The organism is Pseudomonas sp. XWY-1 (assembly GCF_002953115.1).
Taxonomy (GTDB): Bacteria; Pseudomonadota; Gammaproteobacteria; order Pseudomonadales; family Pseudomonadaceae; genus Aquipseudomonas; species Aquipseudomonas alloputida.
On the sequence record NZ_CP026332.1, the window covers coordinates 5,546,657 to 5,563,640 of the forward strand.

18 protein-coding genes and 1 pseudogene are annotated in these 16,984 nt (G+C 63.6%); 11 read left to right on the forward strand and 8 right to left on the reverse strand.

The window, feature by feature from the left end; genetic code table 11:
- Positions 1-9: 9 nt before the first annotated feature.
- From PRJ_RS25850 to PRJ_RS25880, 7 genes are all read left to right on the forward strand, one after another.
- Positions 10-600, forward strand: a complete 591-nt coding sequence (locus PRJ_RS25850) for a YggT family protein (RefSeq protein ID WP_003249110.1) — start codon at positions 10-12, stop codon at positions 598-600.
- A gap of 99 nt (positions 601-699) precedes the next feature.
- Entirely contained in the window at positions 700-1,839 is a 1,140-nt protein-coding gene (locus PRJ_RS25855) for a homoserine O-acetyltransferase (protein WP_010955639.1), read from the forward strand.
- A gap of 7 nt (positions 1,840-1,846) precedes the next feature.
- Positions 1,847-2,467 carry a methionine biosynthesis protein MetW gene (gene metW / locus PRJ_RS25860; protein ID WP_003249106.1) on the forward strand — a complete coding sequence of 207 codons (621 nt, stop codon included), beginning with the start codon at positions 1,847-1,849 and terminating at the stop codon, positions 2,465-2,467.
- A 22-nt stretch (positions 2,468-2,489) separates the two neighbouring features.
- Positions 2,490-2,924 carry a DUF4426 domain-containing protein gene (locus PRJ_RS25865; RefSeq protein WP_104962722.1) on the forward strand — a complete coding sequence of 145 codons (435 nt, stop codon included), beginning with the start codon at positions 2,490-2,492 and terminating at the stop codon, positions 2,922-2,924.
- Positions 2,921-3,517: an RdgB/HAM1 family non-canonical purine NTP pyrophosphatase gene (rdgB, locus tag PRJ_RS25870; RefSeq protein WP_003249101.1), complete on the forward strand. Its 597-nt coding sequence runs from the start codon at positions 2,921-2,923 to the stop codon at positions 3,515-3,517. The genes PRJ_RS25865 and rdgB overlap by 4 nt, the downstream gene beginning before the upstream one ends.
- Positions 3,514-4,689: a radical SAM family heme chaperone HemW gene (gene hemW / locus PRJ_RS25875; RefSeq protein ID WP_104962723.1), complete on the forward strand. Its 1,176-nt coding sequence runs from the start codon at positions 3,514-3,516 to the stop codon at positions 4,687-4,689. Before rdgB ends, hemW begins: the two co-directional genes overlap by 4 nt.
- Positions 4,690-4,698: 9 nt before the next feature.
- Positions 4,699-5,025 (forward strand): DUF3392 domain-containing protein, encoded by a 327-nt coding sequence (locus tag PRJ_RS25880; protein ID WP_003249095.1) that lies wholly within the window; start codon positions 4,699-4,701, stop codon positions 5,023-5,025.
- A gap of 744 nt (positions 5,026-5,769) precedes the next feature.
- Here the strand turns inward: PRJ_RS25880 and trmB are convergent.
- The 4 genes from trmB to PRJ_RS25910 all read right to left on the reverse strand — a co-directional run bounded on the left by trmB (position 5,770) and on the right by PRJ_RS25910 (position 8,043).
- Positions 5,770-6,492 carry a tRNA (guanosine(46)-N7)-methyltransferase TrmB gene (gene trmB / locus PRJ_RS25895; RefSeq protein WP_004575478.1) on the reverse strand — a complete coding sequence of 241 codons (723 nt, stop codon included), beginning with the start codon at positions 6,490-6,492 and terminating at the stop codon, positions 5,770-5,772.
- 9 nt (positions 6,493-6,501) lie between these two features.
- Entirely contained in the window at positions 6,502-7,314 is an 813-nt protein-coding gene (locus PRJ_RS25900) for a thiazole synthase (protein ID WP_003249091.1), read from the reverse strand.
- Between the two features lie 54 nt (positions 7,315-7,368).
- A complete protein-coding gene (gene thiS / locus PRJ_RS25905; protein ID WP_003249090.1) occupies positions 7,369-7,569 on the reverse strand; it encodes a sulfur carrier protein ThiS in 201 nt (66 codons plus the stop codon).
- A gap of 102 nt (positions 7,570-7,671) precedes the next feature.
- Positions 7,672-8,043: a DUF423 domain-containing protein gene (locus PRJ_RS25910; RefSeq protein WP_104962726.1), complete on the reverse strand. Its 372-nt coding sequence runs from the start codon at positions 8,041-8,043 to the stop codon at positions 7,672-7,674.
- 29 nt (positions 8,044-8,072) lie between these two features.
- Here PRJ_RS25910 and mtgA point away from each other — a divergent pair.
- Positions 8,073-8,818, forward strand: a pseudogene (gene mtgA / locus PRJ_RS25915) (monofunctional biosynthetic peptidoglycan transglycosylase).
- A 294-nt stretch (positions 8,819-9,112) separates the two neighbouring features.
- On the opposite strand, the gene rpoH reads toward mtgA, so the two are convergent.
- The 4 genes from rpoH to ftsY all read right to left on the reverse strand — a co-directional run bounded on the left by rpoH (position 9,113) and on the right by ftsY (position 13,259).
- The gene (gene rpoH / locus PRJ_RS25920) at positions 9,113-9,967 is read right to left on the reverse strand and encodes an RNA polymerase sigma factor RpoH (RefSeq protein ID WP_003249083.1); all 855 of its coding nucleotides are present in this window, start codon (positions 9,965-9,967) and stop codon (positions 9,113-9,115) included.
- 111 nt (positions 9,968-10,078) lie between these two features.
- Positions 10,079-11,104, reverse strand: coding sequence for a permease-like cell division protein FtsX (ftsX, locus tag PRJ_RS25925; protein ID WP_003249081.1), 1,026 nt, complete (start codon positions 11,102-11,104; stop codon positions 10,079-10,081).
- Positions 11,101-11,772, reverse strand: coding sequence for a cell division ATP-binding protein FtsE (gene ftsE / locus PRJ_RS25930; protein WP_003249079.1), 672 nt, complete (start codon positions 11,770-11,772; stop codon positions 11,101-11,103). Before ftsE ends, ftsX begins: the two co-directional genes overlap by 4 nt.
- A gap of 2 nt (positions 11,773-11,774) precedes the next feature.
- On the reverse strand, positions 11,775-13,259 hold the full coding sequence (gene ftsY / locus PRJ_RS25935; protein ID WP_104962727.1) for a signal recognition particle-docking protein FtsY: 1,485 nt from the start codon (positions 13,257-13,259) through the stop codon (positions 11,775-11,777).
- Between the two features lie 231 nt (positions 13,260-13,490).
- Here ftsY and PRJ_RS25945 point away from each other — a divergent pair, with 231 nt between their 5' ends.
- From PRJ_RS25945 to rsmD, 3 genes are read left to right on the forward strand one after another with little or no spacing between them, the layout of a single operon-like run.
- On the forward strand, positions 13,491-14,846 hold the full coding sequence (locus PRJ_RS25945; protein ID WP_104962728.1) for a pitrilysin family protein: 1,356 nt from the start codon (positions 13,491-13,493) through the stop codon (positions 14,844-14,846).
- A complete protein-coding gene (locus PRJ_RS25950; RefSeq protein ID WP_104962729.1) occupies positions 14,839-16,329 on the forward strand; it encodes a pitrilysin family protein in 1,491 nt (496 codons plus the stop codon). Before PRJ_RS25945 ends, PRJ_RS25950 begins: the two co-directional genes overlap by 8 nt.
- Positions 16,329-16,931 (forward strand): 16S rRNA (guanine(966)-N(2))-methyltransferase RsmD, encoded by a 603-nt coding sequence (gene rsmD, locus PRJ_RS25955; protein ID WP_010955651.1) that lies wholly within the window; start codon positions 16,329-16,331, stop codon positions 16,929-16,931. Before PRJ_RS25950 ends, rsmD begins: the two co-directional genes overlap by 1 nt.
- The last annotated feature ends 53 nt before the right edge of the window (positions 16,932-16,984 follow it).

The following is a 16,984-nucleotide window of genomic DNA, read 5'->3' on the forward strand; positions in this document are numbered from 1 at the left end:
GAGCCTTAGATGAATGCACTGTCAGGCGCCGCGATTTTCGTGGTGCAAACCCTGGTCAGCCTTTACCTGGTTATTGTCCTGCTGCGCTTCGTGCTGCAACTGGTCAAGGCCAACTTCTACAACCCGCTGTGCCAGTTCGCCGTTCGTGCCACCCAACCGCTGCTCAAGCCGATCCGCCGGATCATCCCTAGCGTTGGCGGGCTGGATACCTCGTCGCTACTGCTGGCGGTGGTCATCCAGGCCTTGCTGATGGGCTTCGTGCTGATGGTCACCTACGGTACCTTCGGCGACGTCCTGCACCTGCTGATGTGGGCGATCATCGGCATCACCTCGCTGTTCCTGAAGATTTTCTGGGTGGCGATGATCGTCATGGTGATCGTTTCCTGGGTTGCACCCAACAGCCACAACCCGGCGGCCGAACTGGCCTATCAGATCAGCGAGCCGGTGCTGGCGCCGTTCCGCCGCCTGGTGCCAAACCTGGGCGGCATGGACATCTCGCCGATCTTCGCCTTCCTGGCGATCCAGGTGGTCCAGTCGTTTGTCATGCCCCCGCTGGCCGCCTACGCCGGCATGCCTCAAGAGCTGTGGCGAATGATCTGAGGCTCGCCAGCGCCAGCTTGCCCCCAGTCGCAAGCCTTTGCTTGCCGCTGGGGGTAGCGCTCTTTAGACTTACGCCTCCGTCAAGCGTGAGCAGGGTCGATGTCAACTGTCTTTCCCGAAGATTCCGTCGGTCTGGTAGTACCGCAAACCGCCCGGTTCGATGAACCGCTGGCACTGGCCTGTGGCCGTTCACTGGCCAGTTACGAACTGGTCTACGAGACCTATGGCACCCTGAACGCCAGCGCGAGCAACGCCGTGCTGATCTGCCATGCCCTGTCCGGCCACCACCATGCCGCTGGCTACCATGCCGCCACCGACCGCAAGCCAGGCTGGTGGGACAGCTGCATCGGCCCCGGCAAGCCGATCGATACCAACCGCTTCTTCGTGGTCAGCCTGAACAACCTCGGCGGCTGCAACGGCAGCACCGGCCCCAGCAGCGTCAACCCTGCCACCGGCAAACCGTATGGCGCCGACTTCCCTGTACTGACCGTAGAGGACTGGGTACACAGCCAGGTGCGCCTGGGCGAGCGCCTGGGCATCCAGCAATGGGCCGCTGTCGTCGGCGGAAGCCTTGGCGGCATGCAGGCACTGCAATGGACCATCAGCTACCCCGAGCGTGTGCGTCATTGCGTCGACATTGCCTCGGCGCCCAAGCTGTCGGCGCAGAACATCGCCTTCAATGAGGTGGCGCGCCAGGCCATTCTCACCGACCCTGAGTTCCATGGCGGTTCGTTCCAGGACCAGGGCGTGATCCCCAAGCGCGGCCTGATGCTGGCGCGCATGGTCGGCCACATTACCTATCTGTCCGATGATTCGATGGGTGAAAAATTCGGCCGTGAGCTGAAAAGCGACAAGCTCAACTACGACTTCCACAGCGTCGAGTTCCAGGTCGAAAGCTACCTGCGCTATCAGGGCGAGGAGTTTTCCGGCCGTTTCGACGCCAACACCTACCTGCTGATGACCAAGGCACTGGACTATTTCGACCCGGCCGCCACGCACGGTGGTGATCTGGCCGCCACCCTGGCCCACGTCACGGCGGACTACTGCATCATGTCGTTCACCACCGACTGGCGCTTCTCTCCGGCCCGTTCGCGCGAGATCGTCGACGCGCTGATGGCCGCGCGCAAGAACGTCTGCTACCTGGAGATCGATTCGCCCTACGGGCACGATGCATTCCTGATTCCCACACCTCGCTACATGCAGGGTTTCTCGAACTACATGAACCGCATTGCCATCTGAGGACAGCATGAGAGCCGATCTGGAAATCATCCACGACTGGATCCCCGCCGGCAGCCGGGTACTCGACCTGGGCTGCGGTAGCGGCGAACTGCTGGCCTCGCTGCGTGACCGCAAACAGGTCACCGGCTATGGCCTGGAAATCGACGCCGACAATATCGCCGCCTGCGTGGCCAAGGGCGTCAACGTCATCGAACAAGACCTGGACAAAGGCCTGGGCAACTTCGCCAGCAACAGCTTCGACGTGGTGATCATGACCCAAGCCCTGCAGGCCGTGGAATACCCCGACCGCATCCTCGACGAAATGCTGCGGGTGGGCCGTCAGTGCATCATCACCTTCCCAAACTTCGGCCACTGGCGCTGCCGCTGGTACCTGGCGACCAAAGGCCGCATGCCGGTATCGGACTTCATGCCGTATACCTGGTACAACACGCCGAACATCCACTTCTGCACCTTCGCCGACTTCGAAGAACTTGTGCACGAACGCCGAGCCAAGGTACTGGACCGCCTGGCGGTCGACCACTTGCACCGCAACGGGTGGGGTGGCCGGCTATGGCCTAATCTTCTAGGTGAGATCGGCATCTACCGCGTCAGCAGTCCGGGCCTGCAAGAGCACCAGCTCGCGGTCTGACGCCCACCGGAGGAATCGCCCCATGCGTCGCCTAGCCCTGTTCCTGATCAGCCTGTGCCTGGCCCTGCCAGTACTGGCTGCCGATGCCGCACGCCCCGAGCGCAAGGAGGTATTTGGCGACGTGACGGTGCACTACAGCGCATTCACCTCGAGCATGCTCACACCCGAGGTGGCCGCGGCCACCGGCCTGGTGCGCAGCAAGAACCAGGGCGTGCTCAACATTGCCGTGCTCAAGGCCGGCAAGCCCACCCCAGCACTGGTCAGCGGTAAGGTCAGAGACCTGACCGGGCGCATCAGCCCGCTGTCGTTCAAGCAGATTACCGAACCGGGCGCGGTGTACTACATCGCCCAGTTCAAGATCGAACAACCAGAAACCGTCACCTTCGACCTGACCATCGAAACCGGCGGCATCAGCAACTCTCTCCGCTTCAACCAGGAAGTGTTCCCAGGCGAATGATGAATTTCCAGCAACTCGTATTGGCCAGCCACAATGCCGGCAAACTGAAGGAACTCCAGGCCATGCTCGGCCATTCCGTGCAACTGCACTCGATTGGTGAGTTCAGCCAGGTGGAGCCGGAAGAAACCGGCCTGTCGTTCGTCGAGAACGCCATCCTCAAGGCGCGCAACGCCGCCCGCATTTCCGGCCTGCCGGCCCTGGCCGATGACTCTGGCCTGGCAGTGGACTTCCTCGGCGGCGCGCCGGGCATCTACTCGGCGCGTTATGCCGACGGCAAAGGTGACGCGGCAAACAATGCCAAGCTGCTCGAAGCCTTGAAAGACGTGCCTGAAGCTGAGCGCAGTGCACAGTTCGTCTGCGTTCTGGCGCTGGTGCGTCACGCCGACGACCCATTGCCGATCCTGTGCGAAGGCCTGTGGCACGGGCGCATCCTGTTCGAGGCCAGCGGCGAGCAGGGCTTTGGCTACGACCCGCTGTTCTGGGTACCGGAGCGCAACTGCTCCAGCGCCGATCTAGCCCCAGCAGACAAGAACCAGCTCAGCCACCGCGCCCGTGCCATGGCCCTGCTGCGCAAACGTCTGGGCCTGGCATGATCGAAATGCTGTCGCCCCCCGGCGCGGCAGGCTTTAGCAGCCTGCCGCCGCTGGCGCTGTACATCCACATTCCGTGGTGCGTACGCAAATGCCCTTATTGCGACTTCAACTCCCACGCAGCCGGGCCTGAACTACCGGAAGATGCCTACGTCACAGCCCTGCTCGACGACCTCGACCAGGAACTGGCTGCCGTACAAGGTCGCCCGATCAGCTCGATCTTCTTCGGTGGCGGTACGCCAAGCCTGTTCAGTGCCAACGCCCTTGGCCGGCTACTGCGTGGCATAGAGCAACGTATTCCGTTCGCGCCAGACATCGAGATCACCCTCGAAGCCAACCCGGGCACCTTCGAGCAGGACAAGTTCAAGGCCTACCGGCAGACCGGTATCAACCGTCTTTCGATCGGTGTGCAGAGCTTCCAGCCTGCCAAGCTGGAGGCACTGGGGCGCATCCACAATGGCGACGAAGCGGTGCGGGCCGCCGACATGGCGCGCGCGGCCGGTTTCGACAATTTCAACATGGACCTGATGCACGGCCTGCCCGACCAGTCGCTGGACGATGCGCTGGGTGACCTGCGCCAGGCCATCGATCTGGGGCCGACCCACCTGTCGTGGTATCAGCTGACCGTGGAGCCGAACACGGTGTTCTGGAACCAGCCGCCAGAGCTGCCCGAAGACGACATCCTCTGGGATATTCAGGAAGCCGGCCAAGCGCTGATGGCCGAGCACGGCTACCGCCAGTACGAGGTATCGGCCTACGCCCAGGCAGGCCGCGCCGCCCGGCACAACCTCAACTACTGGCGCTTCGGTGACTTCATCGGCATTGGCGCTGGCGCTCACGGCAAGCTCACCTTTGCCGACGGGCGCATCCTGCGTACCTGGAAGACCCGCCTGCCCAAGGACTACCTGAACCTGGCCAAGCCGTTCAGGGCCGGCGAGAAGCTGCTGCCAGTCGATGAACTGCCGTTCGAGTTCCTGATGAACGCCCTGCGCCTGACCGATGGCGTGGAAGCCGAACTGTTCACCCAGCGCACCGGCTTGCCACTGGCACAGCTGCAGGAAGCACGCCGCGCCGCCGAACAAAAGGGCCTTTTGCAGGTCGAACCGGATCGACTGGTGGCCACCCCAAGGGGCCAGCTGTTCCTCAATGACCTGCTGCAGTATTTCTTGACCTGAGGATGACCCATGGATCTGGTACTTGATCTGCTCGCGACGGTTTCCCGCTGGAGCCGCAGCAACCTGTCGGAGATTTCACTGGCCTTGGTAGGCTGCCTGCTGGTGCTGTTCGGCACCGATGTCAAAGCCTGGGCCGAGCAACGCCTGGGCGGCCTCGCCGGCGCCCTGCGTGTGCCGTTCATGGCGCTGATGGTGATGATCGGCAGCGGTGCTGCGCTGATCTATGCCACGCCATGGGTGGTGAAAGGCCTGAGCCAGTTCAACAACTATGCGCTGGCGCCTGTGTTGCTGGTGGTGCTGGTGTTGATTGGCGTGGTGGCGGATCGTCGCGGCTGAGCCAATGGCCCCTGGGTCAACTGTCTTGCTCAACATTTGAAAGACCTGCGCGGCCGCCTGTAGGAGCGGGTTTACCCGCGAAAGGGCCGGCCCTGCTGGCCAATTTCCACCCGCCGTTCACCGTTGCCGCCACCACCGTATTCGCGGGTAAACCCGCTCCTACACAGATCGGTGGTGGACACACCTCGGTGGTTGTACACAGGCCGCCCGTAGGAGCGGGTTCACCCGCGAATGGGCCGGCCCTGCTGGCCAATTTCCACCCGCCGTTCACTGTTGCCGCCGCTACCGTATTCGCGGGTAAACCCGCTCCTACACAGATTGGTGGTGGACACACATCGGTGGTTGTACACAGGCCGCCCGTAGGAGCGGGTTTACCCGCGAAAGGGCCGGCCCTGCTGGCCAATTTCCACCCGCCGTTCACCGTTGCCGCCGCCACCGTATTCGCGGGTAAACCCGCTCCTACACTGATTGGTGGTGGACACACCTCGGTGGTTGTACACAGGCCGCCCGTAGGAGCGGGTTCACCCGCGAATGGGCCGGCCCTGCTGGCCAATCTCCACCCGCCGCTCACCGTCGCAGCCGCCCGCGAACACCGGCAAAGCCGGTGCCATCCACCGCGTTGGTTTCTTCGCGGGCATGCCCTGAGGTGTTGTGTATTACCGAAAAAAAACCGCCCTTCTCAAGGCGGTTATTTTCGCCTGCATCCCTGCCGGCATCAGCACATCGAAAAGCCGTATCAGCCGCTCAATCCACCTTCTCGAACTTCAAGTCCCACACCCCATGCCCCAGCCGCTCACCGCGGCGTTCGAACTTGGTGATCGGGCGCTCTTCGGGGCGCGGCACATAGGTGCCGTCTGCCGCACGGTTGCGATAGCCAGGAGCTGCGCTCATCACTTCCAGCATGTACTCGGCATACGGCTCCCAATCGGTGGCCATGTGGAACACACCACCGGGCTTGAGCTTGCGACGTACCAGCTCGGCGAACTCCAGCTGGACAATGCGGCGCTTGTGGTGACGCGCCTTGTGCCAAGGGTCTGGGAAGAACAGCATCAACCGATCGAGGCTGTTATCCGCCACGCAGCGGTTCAGCACTTCGATGGCATCGCAGTCATACACCCGCAGGTTTTTCAGCCCCTGGGTCAGCACGCCATTGAGCAGCGCGCCAACACCCGGGCGGTGCACTTCCACACCGATGAAGTCCTGCTCAGGGGCGGCGGCGGCCATTTCCAACAGGGAATGGCCCATGCCGAAGCCGATCTCCAAGGTGCGCGGGGCCGAACGGCCGAACACCTGGTCGTAGTCCACCGGGCTATCAGCCAGTGGCAGGATGTACAGCGGGCCGCCTTGATCCAGGCCGCGTTGCTGGCCTTCGGTCATGCGCCCGGCACGCATCACGAAGCTCTTGATGCGGCGGTGTGGGCGGGCTTCGCCGTCGGGGGTGATCGGCGTATCGTGCGATTCAGTCATCAGTTGCTCTTACTTGATCAGACCATCCAGCGGCGAAGAGGCGCTGGCATAGAGTTTCTTCGGCATACGACCGGCCAGGTAGGCCATGCGACCCGCGACAATGGCGTGTTTCATGGCCTCGGCCATCAGCACCGGCTGCTGGGCGTGGGCGATGGCCGAGTTCATCAGCACCGCCTCACAGCCCATTTCCATGGCGATGGTGGCGTCGGAGGCGGTACCCACACCGGCATCGACCAGCACCGGTACCTTGGATTCTTCCAGGATGATCTGCAGGTTGTAGGGGTTGCAGATACCCAGACCGGTGCCAATCAGGCCAGCCAGCGGCATGACCGCGATGCAGCCGACTTCGGCCAGCTGACGGGCGATGATCGGGTCGTCGCTGGTGTAGACCATGACGTCGAAACCTTCCTTGACCAGCACTTCGGCTGCCTTGAGGGTTTCGATCACGTTGGGGAACAGGGTTTTCTGGTCGGCCAGCACTTCCAGCTTCACCAGCGTCCGGGACTCGTGCGATTTGCGCCCATCGAGCAGTTCGCGGGCCAGACGGCAAGTGCGTACCGCTTCCACCGCGTCAAAGCAGCCTGCAGTGTTCGGCAGGATGGTGTACTTGTCGGGCGACAGTACATCGAGCAGGTTCGGCTCGCCCGCGTTCTGGCCAAGGTTGGTGCGGCGTACAGCGACAGTGACGATTTCGGCACCCGAGGCCTCGGTGGCCAGGCGGGTTTCTTCCATGTCACGGTACTTGCCGGTACCGACCAGCAGGCGCGACTGGAAAGTACGCCCGGCCAGGGTGAAGGGCTTGTCGCTACGAACGTTGCTCATCGTTGTTCCTCGGGAAAAGGTTGCAGGGCTTGCTTGTGAACCGCCGGGCTGCTGTCAGCCGCCACCGATGGCGTGGACCACTTCGACCTGGTCGCCGTCATTCAGCAGCGTGCTGTCGTGCTGGCTGCGCGGCACGATATCCAGGTTCAGTTCCACTGCAACACGGCGCCCGGTCAGTTCCAGGCGCGCCAGCAGGGCTGCAACGCTTTCGCCGGCAGGCAGTTCGTAAGGTTCACCGTTCAATTTAATGCGCATGCGCACGGCCACCATTGTTCTTTGGGGCCAGCATTCTAGCGCCGAACCGTCCTGCAACCCAAGGGCGGTGCACGCCATTAGTCGTGATTGTGGACCACTCGGTCAGCCCAGCCGCCAGGCTGCCAGCCCCAGGCACAGCCAGCCGAGGAGGAAGCACAAGCCGCCAATCGGGGTGATGATGCCAAGCTTGCCAAGGCCGGTGAGGGTCAGCAGGTACAGGCTGCCGGAGAACAGCACGATGCCCAACGCAAACAGGCCGCCAGCCCACCCGACCAGGCGCCCGGGCAGGTGCGCCGAGAGCACCGCAACGCCGAAGATCGCCAAGGCATGGACCAGTTGGTAAGTCACGCCGGTATGGAAGATTGCCAGGTAGTCAGCCGTCAGCCGGTTTTTCAGGCCATGAGCGGCGAAGGCGCCCAGGGCGACACCGGTAAAGCCAAAAAAGGCGGCAAGCATCAGGAAGCTGCGAAGCATGGGACGACTCCTTGTATCGGGTCTGTATAATGGCCCCTTCCACCCTTAGGGCCAAGCCATCGACATGCTGTCAACGCTTATCCGTCGCCTCTCCCGCGCCCTGCTCTGGTTCGTTGCCGGCAGCATCGTGCTGGTGCTGGTGTTCCGCTGGGTACCACCGCCCGGCACGGCGCTGATGGTCGAGCGCAAGGTACAGTCATGGGTGAATGGTGAACCGATCGACCTGCAGCGCGACTGGGAGCCATGGGAGAACATCTCCGATGAGCTCAAGGTTGCGGTCATTGCTGGCGAGGACCAGAAGTTCGCCAGCCACTGGGGCTTCGACCTCCCGGCCATTCAGGCGGCGCTGGCCCACAACGAGCGTGGCGGCAACATTCGCGGCGCCAGCACCCTGACCCAACAAGTGGCCAAGAACCTGTTTCTGTGGTCAGGCCGCAGCTGGTTTCGCAAGGGGCTGGAGGCCTGGTTCACCGCACTGATCGAGCTGTTCTGGTCGAAGGAACGGATTCTCGAGGTCTATTTGAACAGCGCCGAGTGGGGCAAGGGCGTGTTTGGTGCCCAGGCAGCGGCGCGTTATCACTTTGGCGTCGACGCCAGCCGGCTCAGCCGCCAGCAGGCAGCGCAGCTGGCAGCGGTGCTGCCAAGCCCAATCAAGTGGAGTGCCAGCCGACCGAGTGCCTACGTGGCCAGCCGGGCCGGCTGGATTCGCCGGCAGATGAGCCAGCTGGGCGGGCCCAGCTACCTGATGCAGCTGGACTCCTCCAGAAAGCTTTGAATGCAGGCCCGACCCTTTCGCGGGTAAACCCGCTCCTACGGGCAACCGCATACCCGGCCTCCTCGCGGGCAAACCCGCGCCTACGGGCAACCGCATCCCCGGCCTCCTCGCGGGCAGACCCGCGCCTACGGGCAACCGCATCCCCGGCCTCCTCGCGGGCAGACCCGCGCCTACGGGCAACCGCATCCCCTGTAGGAGCGGGTTTACCCGCGAAGAGGCCGGCAAAGCCAGCACAAACAAAAAAGCCGCTCACCCCATCAGGGCCAGCGGCTTTTCTTTACAACCCAGACTCGATCAGGCAGCGATCAGGGCCTTGACCTTGTTCATCGCATTCTTCTCCAACTGGCGAATACGCTCAGCCGATACGCTGTACTTGTCTGCCAGTTCATGCAGCGTGGCCTTCTCTTCCGCCAGCCAACGCTGGTAGAGAATGTCGCGGCTACGCTCGTCCAGGCCCTGCAGCGCTTCGTGCAGGTTGCTGGTGGAGTTGTCACTCCAGTCGGCATCCTCAAGCTGCACCGCCGGATCGTAACGGTGGTCTTCCAGGTAATGCGCAGGCGACTGGAAGGCGCTGTCGTCGTCAGCTTCCGCTGCCGGGTCAAAGGCCATGTCCTGGCCACTGAGGCGGCTTTCCATCTCGCGCACTTCGCGCGGCTCGACGCCAAGGCTTTCCGCCACGCGATGCACTTCGTCGTTGTTCAGCCACGCCAGACGCTTCTTCTGGCTACGCAGGTTGAAGAACAGCTTGCGCTGAGCCTTGGTGGTAGCCACCTTGACGATGCGCCAGTTGCGCAGAATGAACTCGTGGATCTCTGCCTTGATCCAGTGCACGGCGAACGACACCAGGCGCACGCCCATTTCCGGGTTGAAGCGCTTGACGGCTTTCATCAGGCCGACGTTGCCTTCCTGGATCAGGTCAGCCTGGGCCAACCCGTAGCCGGCATAACTACGGGCGATATGTACGACGAAACGCAGGTGGGCCATCACCATCTGACGAGCGGCCTCGACATCCTGCTCATAATAGAGACGCTCGCCCAGATCACGCTCCTGCTCGACCGTCAGCAGCGGGATGCTGTTGACCGTGTGCACATAGGCTTCCAGGTTTGCACCGGGTACCAGGGCATAGGCAGGTTGCAACGATGTGGTCATTCAAGAACCTCCGACTTACAAAACTCGCACCTTGTGGGCGCTGCCAACATTGACCTGGAACGACGGTACAAGTTCCGCAGTGAAGGAAATGTCAATGCTGGCACGTAAAAACTATCGCGGCGCCAGCTCGTTCAAGTGGCGGGCGACTGCAATCCATGCACCGATATACCCCAACAACACTGCTCCGATCAAGAGCGACAGACCATCGGAAGCCGGAACGCCGCCCAGGGCGAAGTCACTGCCATACAGCCCGGAAAGCCCTACCACCGCCTCGTTCAGCCAGTTCAGGCCAAACGCCAGGATGCCCCACGCCAGCAGGCCTGCGCCCAGGCCATACAGGGCGCCCATGTACAGGAAAGGCCGGCGCACGTATGCGTCGGTGCCGCCGACCAGCTTGATCACTTCGATCTCGATACGACGGTTTTCAATGTGTAGACGAATTGTGTTACCGATTACTAACAGCAGGGCAGAAATCAGCATCACGGCCAGGCCGAAGACGAAGCGGTCACCCAGCTTGAGGATGGCTGCCAGGCGCTCGACCCAGACCAGGTCCAGTTGCGCCACGTCCACCCGCGGCAGCTCCGCCAGGCGCTGACGCAAAGCGTCCAGGGCCGGCTTGTCGACCTCGGTCGGGGTTACCACCACCACACCCGGCAGTGGGTTGTCTGGCAGTTCGCGCAAGGCCTCGCCCAGGCCGGACTGCTGCTGGAACTCCTCCAGGGCCTGCTCGCGGCTGACATACTGGGCGTCCGCCACGCCAGGCATGCCCTTGATCTCGTCGCGCAGCGCTTCGCCATCGCGGCTGCCGGCATCGAGCTTGAGGTACAGCGAAATCTGCGCAGCGCGCTGCCACGAACCGCCAAGCTGCTCGACGTTCTTCAGCAACAAGGACAGGCCCATCGGCATGCTCAGCGCCACGGCCATGACCAGGCAAGTGAAGAAGCTGCCGATCGGCTGCTTGCCCAGGCGGCGCAGGCTGTCGGCCAAGCTGGCACGGTGGCTTTCCAGCCAGGCATGCAGCAGGGTGCGGAAGTCCGGGCCATCATCGTCTTCACCGCGCTTTTTCTTCGCAGGTTGCGGATCGGCCGGCTTCGGTGCGACCCGCTCGGAAACCTTCGGCGTACGTGTTGTGTTCATTGCCCGGCCTCCCCATCGCCGATCAAGCGGCCGCGTTGCAAGGTCAGCATGCGGTGACGCATGCGCGCGATCAGCGCCAGGTCGTGGCTGGCGATCAATACCGTCGTGCCCAGGCGGTTGATGTCCTCGAACACGCCCATGATCTCTGCAGCCAGGCGCGGGTCGAGGTTACCGGTGGGCTCGTCGGCCAGCAGCAGAGCTGGCTGGTGAACAATGGCGCGGGCGATACCCACCCGCTGCTGCTGCCCGGTGGACAGGTCGGCCGGGAACAGCTCGCCCTTGTCGGACAGCGACACGCGCTCCAGCGCCGAGTCCACGCGCTTGGCGATCTCGACCTTGGAGAGGCCGAGAATCTGCAGCGGCAAGGCAATGTTGTTGAATACGGTGCGGTCGAACAACAACTGGTGGTTCTGGAACACCACGCCGATTTGCCGGCGCAGGAACGGGATTTGCGCATTGCTGATCTGGCCCAGGTCCTGCCCTGCCAGCATCAGCTTGCCGCTGGTCGGGCGCTCCATGGCCAGCAACAGGCGCAGCAAGGTGCTCTTGCCAGCGCCCGAGTGGCCGGTGACGAACAGGAATTCGCCCCGGCGCGCCCGGAAACTCAGCTCATGCAAACCCACATGACCGTTGGGATAGCGCTTGGCAACCTGCTCGAATCGGATCATGGTCAATCTCGCTCGGCGAACAGAGCCTTGACGAACGGCTCGGCTTCGAAGGTACGCAGGTCGTCGATGCCTTCACCGACGCCGATGAAACGGATCGGGATGTTGAACTGCTTGGCCAGGGCGAAGATCACCCCGCCCTTGGCAGTGCCGTCCAGCTTGGTCAGGGCCAGGCCGGTCAGCTCGACGCTCTGGTTGAAGTACTTGGCCTGACTGATGGCGTTCTGGCCGGTACCGGCGTCAAGCACCAGCAGCACCTCGTGCGGCGCCTCAACGTCGAGCTTGCCGATGACCCGGCGAACCTTCTTCAGCTCTTCCATCAGGTTGTCTTTGGTGTGCAGGCGGCCGGCAGTGTCGGCGATCAGCACGTCGACGCCACGCGCCTTGGCGGCCTGCACGGCATCGAAGATTACCGAAGCAGAGTCGGCACCCGTGTGCTGGGCGATCACCGGAATCTGGTTACGCTCGCCCCACACCTGCAACTGCTCGACCGCGGCTGCGCGGAAGGTATCACCGGCAGCCAGCATGACCTTCTTGCCTTCCAGTTGCAGCTTTTTCGCCAGTTTGCCAATGGTGGTGGTCTTGCCGGCGCCGTTCACGCCAACCACAAGGATCACATAGGGTTTGTTCTGGGCCTGTACGTTCAGCGGCTGCTCGACCGGGCGCAGCAGCGCAGCCAGTTCTTCCTGCAACGATTTGTACAGGGCATCGGCATCGGCCAACTGCTTGCGCGCGACCTTCTGGGTCAGGTTCTGGACAATGGCCGAGGTAGCCTCCACACCCACGTCGGCAGTCAGCAGGCGCGTCTCGATTTCGTCGAGCAGGTCGTCGTCGATGACCTTCTTGCCGAGGAACAGGCTGGCCATGCCCTCGCCGATGCTGGCACTGGTCTTGGACAGGCCTTGCTTGAGGCGCGCGAAGAAGCCGGGCTTGGCCTGTTCGACGGGTGCAGCAACAGGGGCTGGTGCCGCGCGTTCCGGGATTGCGGGCGGCGCCTTCGGCTCCAGGTCCGGCACCAGGGCCACGGGCTCTTCGGCAACCGGCAGCACCAGGTTGCTGACCGGCGCTGCGGCCTCGACAGGGGCAGACTCCACAGGGGCCGCCTGCAAGGGCATGGACGCAACCGGCTGCGGTGCAGGTGCCACCAGCGGCTGGGATGCGACCGGCTCTGGCTCAGGCGCCTGCAACGGCTGCGACGCAACCGGTTCAGGGACGGGGGCCTCGACTACCGGGGGCCGGGGGGGTGCGGCGACCGGCTGCGGCTCAGCCAGCTGTGGGGCAGCAGGGGCCTGAACGGGTTCGGGGGCCTGTGGCGCTTCGGCGGCAGATCCCTCGACCGGAGCGGCTGCAGACTGCTCGACAACGGGGGGCTCATGCGCGGGCACGCCCGCTCCCGCAGGTGGCTGCGGCTTCTTGCGAAACCAGCTGAACAGGCCTTTCTTCTCACCAGCCTCGGCCGGCGCTTTTTTGTCGTCGTTGGAACCAAACATGGAAGACGGCTATCTCAGGGTAGCGATAGGCCAGCTATGGCCAATCGGAAATTCTCTCTACGCAGAACAGACTATCTTGAAGCCGGCTGGTTCATGCGCAACGTTTTGACTTAGTGTCCTGTGGGCCAGAACGGCGACAGGCATGGTCGCCAGGCAACCGGATCAGTATCCTAGCACCTCCTGGCCCGCCGACGCTAAACCCAGCGGGCCGCCGAACAGGTTAAACACCGTATGAATGCTCTAGCCCGCCGCGCCGCTGGCCTGTTGCTCGGCACGCTCTGCCTGCCGCTCGCGGCCTTCGCCGCCGATGTGCAACCCACCCACGAATTCATCCTCGACAATGGCCTGAAGGTCGTGGTCCGCGAAGACCATCGTGCCCCGGTGGTGGTCTCGCAGATCTGGTACAAGGTCGGCTCCAGCTACGAGACCCCGGGCCAGACCGGCTTGTCCCATGCGCTGGAACACATGATGTTCAAGGGCAGCGCCAAGGTCGGCCCCGGCGAGGCCTCGCGCATTCTGCGTGACCTCGGCGCCGATGAAAACGCCTTCACCAGCGACGATTACACCGCCTATTACCAAGTGCTGGCCCGCGACCGCCTGCCGGTAGCCCTGGAGCTGGAGGCCGACCGCCTTGCCAGCCTGCGCTTGCCTGCCGACGAGTTCAGCCGCGAAATCGAGGTCATCAAGGAAGAACGCCGCCTGCGCACCGACGACAAGCCCAATGCCAAGGCATTCGAGCTGTTCCGCGCCATGGCCTACCCGGCCAGCGGCTATCACACGCCGACCATTGGCTGGATGGCCGACCTGGAGCGCATGAAGGTCGAGGAACTGCGCCACTGGTACGAGTCCTGGTACACCCCCAACAACGCCACCCTGGTGGTGGTCGGTGATGTCACCGCCGACGAGGTCAAGGGCCTGGCGCAGAAGTATTTCGGCAATATTCCCAAACGCGCCGTGCCGCCAGCCAAGCTGCCTCTGGAGCTGGCTGAACCAGGTTGGCGCCAGTTGACCCTGCACGTACGCACCCAGCTGCCAAGCCTGATCTACGGCTTCAACGTGCCCGGCCTGCCCACCGCCAAGGACCCACGGACGGTGCATGCCCTGCGCCTGATCTCGGCACTGCTCGACGGTGGCTATAGCGCCCGCATGCCGGCCCGCCTGGAGCGTGGCCAGGAACTGGTGGCCGGCGCGTCGTCCAGCTACAACGCCTTCACCCGCGGCGACAGCCTGTTCCTGATCTCGGCGACGCCGAATGTGCAGAAGCAGAAAACCCTCGCCGACGTCGAGAAAGGCATCTGGCAGCTGCTTGACGAACTCAAGAGCACGCCGCCCAGCGCAGAAGAGCTGGAACGCGTACGCGCCCAGGTCATCGCCGGCCTGGTCTACGACCGCGACTCCATCAGCAGCCAGGCCACCACCATCGGCCAGCTGGAAACCGTCGGCCTGTCCTGGAAGCTGATCGACAGCGAACTGGACGAGCTCAAGCGCGTCGCCCCACAGGACATCCAGAACGCCGCGCGCACCTACTTCACTCGCGAACGCCTGAGCGTTGCCCATGTACTGCCCGAGGAGTCCGCCCATGAGTGATCGCCGCGCACCACGCCCAACCCTGCTGGCCACGGGCATTCGTGCCCTGGCGCTGGCGGTAGTGCTGGCCGCTCCGGCCATGGCCGATAACGCTGCCAAGGCCGACAGCAGCGCGGCCCGCCCGGCCAACACCTTGCAGTCGCTGGCCGAACTGAATGGCAAGGCACCCAGCCGGCGTCAGTTGAACATCCAGCACTGGAACACCGCCGAAGGTGCCCGGGTGCTGTTCGTCGAAGCCCGCGAACTGCCCATGTTCGACCTGCGCGTCACCTTCGCTGCCGGCAGCAGCCAGGATGGTGGCACGCCAGGCCTGGCCGCCCTGACCAACGCCATGCTCAACGAGGGCGTGGCCGGCAAGGACGTCACCGCCATCGCCGAGGGCTTCGAAGGCCTGGGCGCAGACTTTGGCAACGGCTCCTACCGCGACATGGCCGTCGCATCGCTGCGCAGCCTCAGTGCCAAGGACAAGCGCGAACCGGCCCTCAAACTGTTTACAGAGGTGGCGGGCAAGCCGACATTCCCCGAGGATGCCCTCAAGCGCATCAAGAACCAGATGCTGGCTGGCTTCGAATATGACAAACAGAACCCCGGCAAGATCGCCGGCAAGGCCCTTTTCGGCAAGCTCTATGGCGACCACCCCTATGCCCACCCAAGCGACGGCACTGCCGAGAGCATCACGGGCATAAGCCTTGCCCAACTGCGCGCGTTCCACGCGAAGGCCTATACCGGCGGCAATGCGGTAATTGCCCTGGTCGGCGACCTCAGCCGTGCAGAGGCCGAAGCCATCGCCGCACAGGTGTCTGCCGGCCTGCCCAAGGGCCCTGCGCTGGCCGCACCGGCCCAACCCGCAGACGCCAAGGCCGGCCTGACCCACATCGACTTCCCGTCCAAGCAGACCCACCTGATGCTGGCCGAACTGGGGATCGACCGCCAGGACCCGGACTGGCCAGCCCTGTCCATGGGCAACCAGATCCTTGGCGGTGGCGCCTTCGGTACCCGGCTGATGAGCGAGGTGAGAGAGAAGCGCGGCCTGACCTACGGCGTTTACTCGGTATTCAGCCCGATGCAGGTACGCGGCCCGTTCATGATCAACCTGCAAACCCGTGCCGAGCTCAGCGAAGGTACGCTCAAGCTGGTGCAAGGCATTCTCGCCGACTACCTGAAGACGGGCCCTACCCAACAGGAACTGGACGATGCCAAGCGCGAGCTGGCCGGCAGCTTCCCGCTGTCCAACGCCAGTAATGCCAGTATCGTCGGCCAACTGGGCGCGATCGGCTTCTACAACTTGCCGCTGACCTGGCTTGAGGACTTCATGCAACAGTCCCAGGCCCTTACCGTCGAACAGGTCAAGGCAGCCATGAACAAACACCTGTCAGCCGATAAACTGGTGATCGTCACCGTTGGCCCGAAAGTGCCACAAAAACCGCTGCCAGCACCCACTGACAAGCCCTCCGAGCAACCGCTCGGGGTACCGGAGCACTAATGCCAAGATCCACCCCTCCCGCCCGCCCGCAAGCGGGCCAAAGCAAGGGCCAGGGCCACCTGCGCATCATCGCCGGCGAATGGCGCAGCCGCCGCCTGGCGGTGCCGGAAGGCGAAGGCCTGCGGCCAACGCCTGACCGCGTGCGGGAAACCGTATTCAACTGGCTGGCCCCCTACATCGAGGGCGCCCGCGTGCTGGACGCCTTCACCGGCAGCGGTGCCCTGGTGCTCGAAGCCCTGTCCCGTGGGGCCGAGGACGCCGTGGCGCTGGACAGCAACCCTGCGGCCATCGCCAACCTGAAGAACAACCTCGAAATCCTGCGCTGCCCTCGCGGGCAAATCCTGCAAACCGACGCCCTGCGCTACCTGCAAGGCCCGGCCAAGCAGCAGTTCGATGTCGTGTTCCTCGACCCGCCGTTCCATCAGGACCTGCTGGCCAACACCTGCAACATGCTGGAGCAGAATCAGTGGCTGGGCGAGCAGGCATGGGTCTACACCGAAAGCGAAGCGGCACCCTCGACCTTGCAGCTGCCGGGCAACTGGCGCCTGCACCGCGAGAAGAAGACCGGCCAGGTACACTACGCACTCTGGCAGCGGGGCTGATTACCCGCGGGTTGGGTGTACTTAGTTACCGCACCCCACCTGCGCCATGGTTG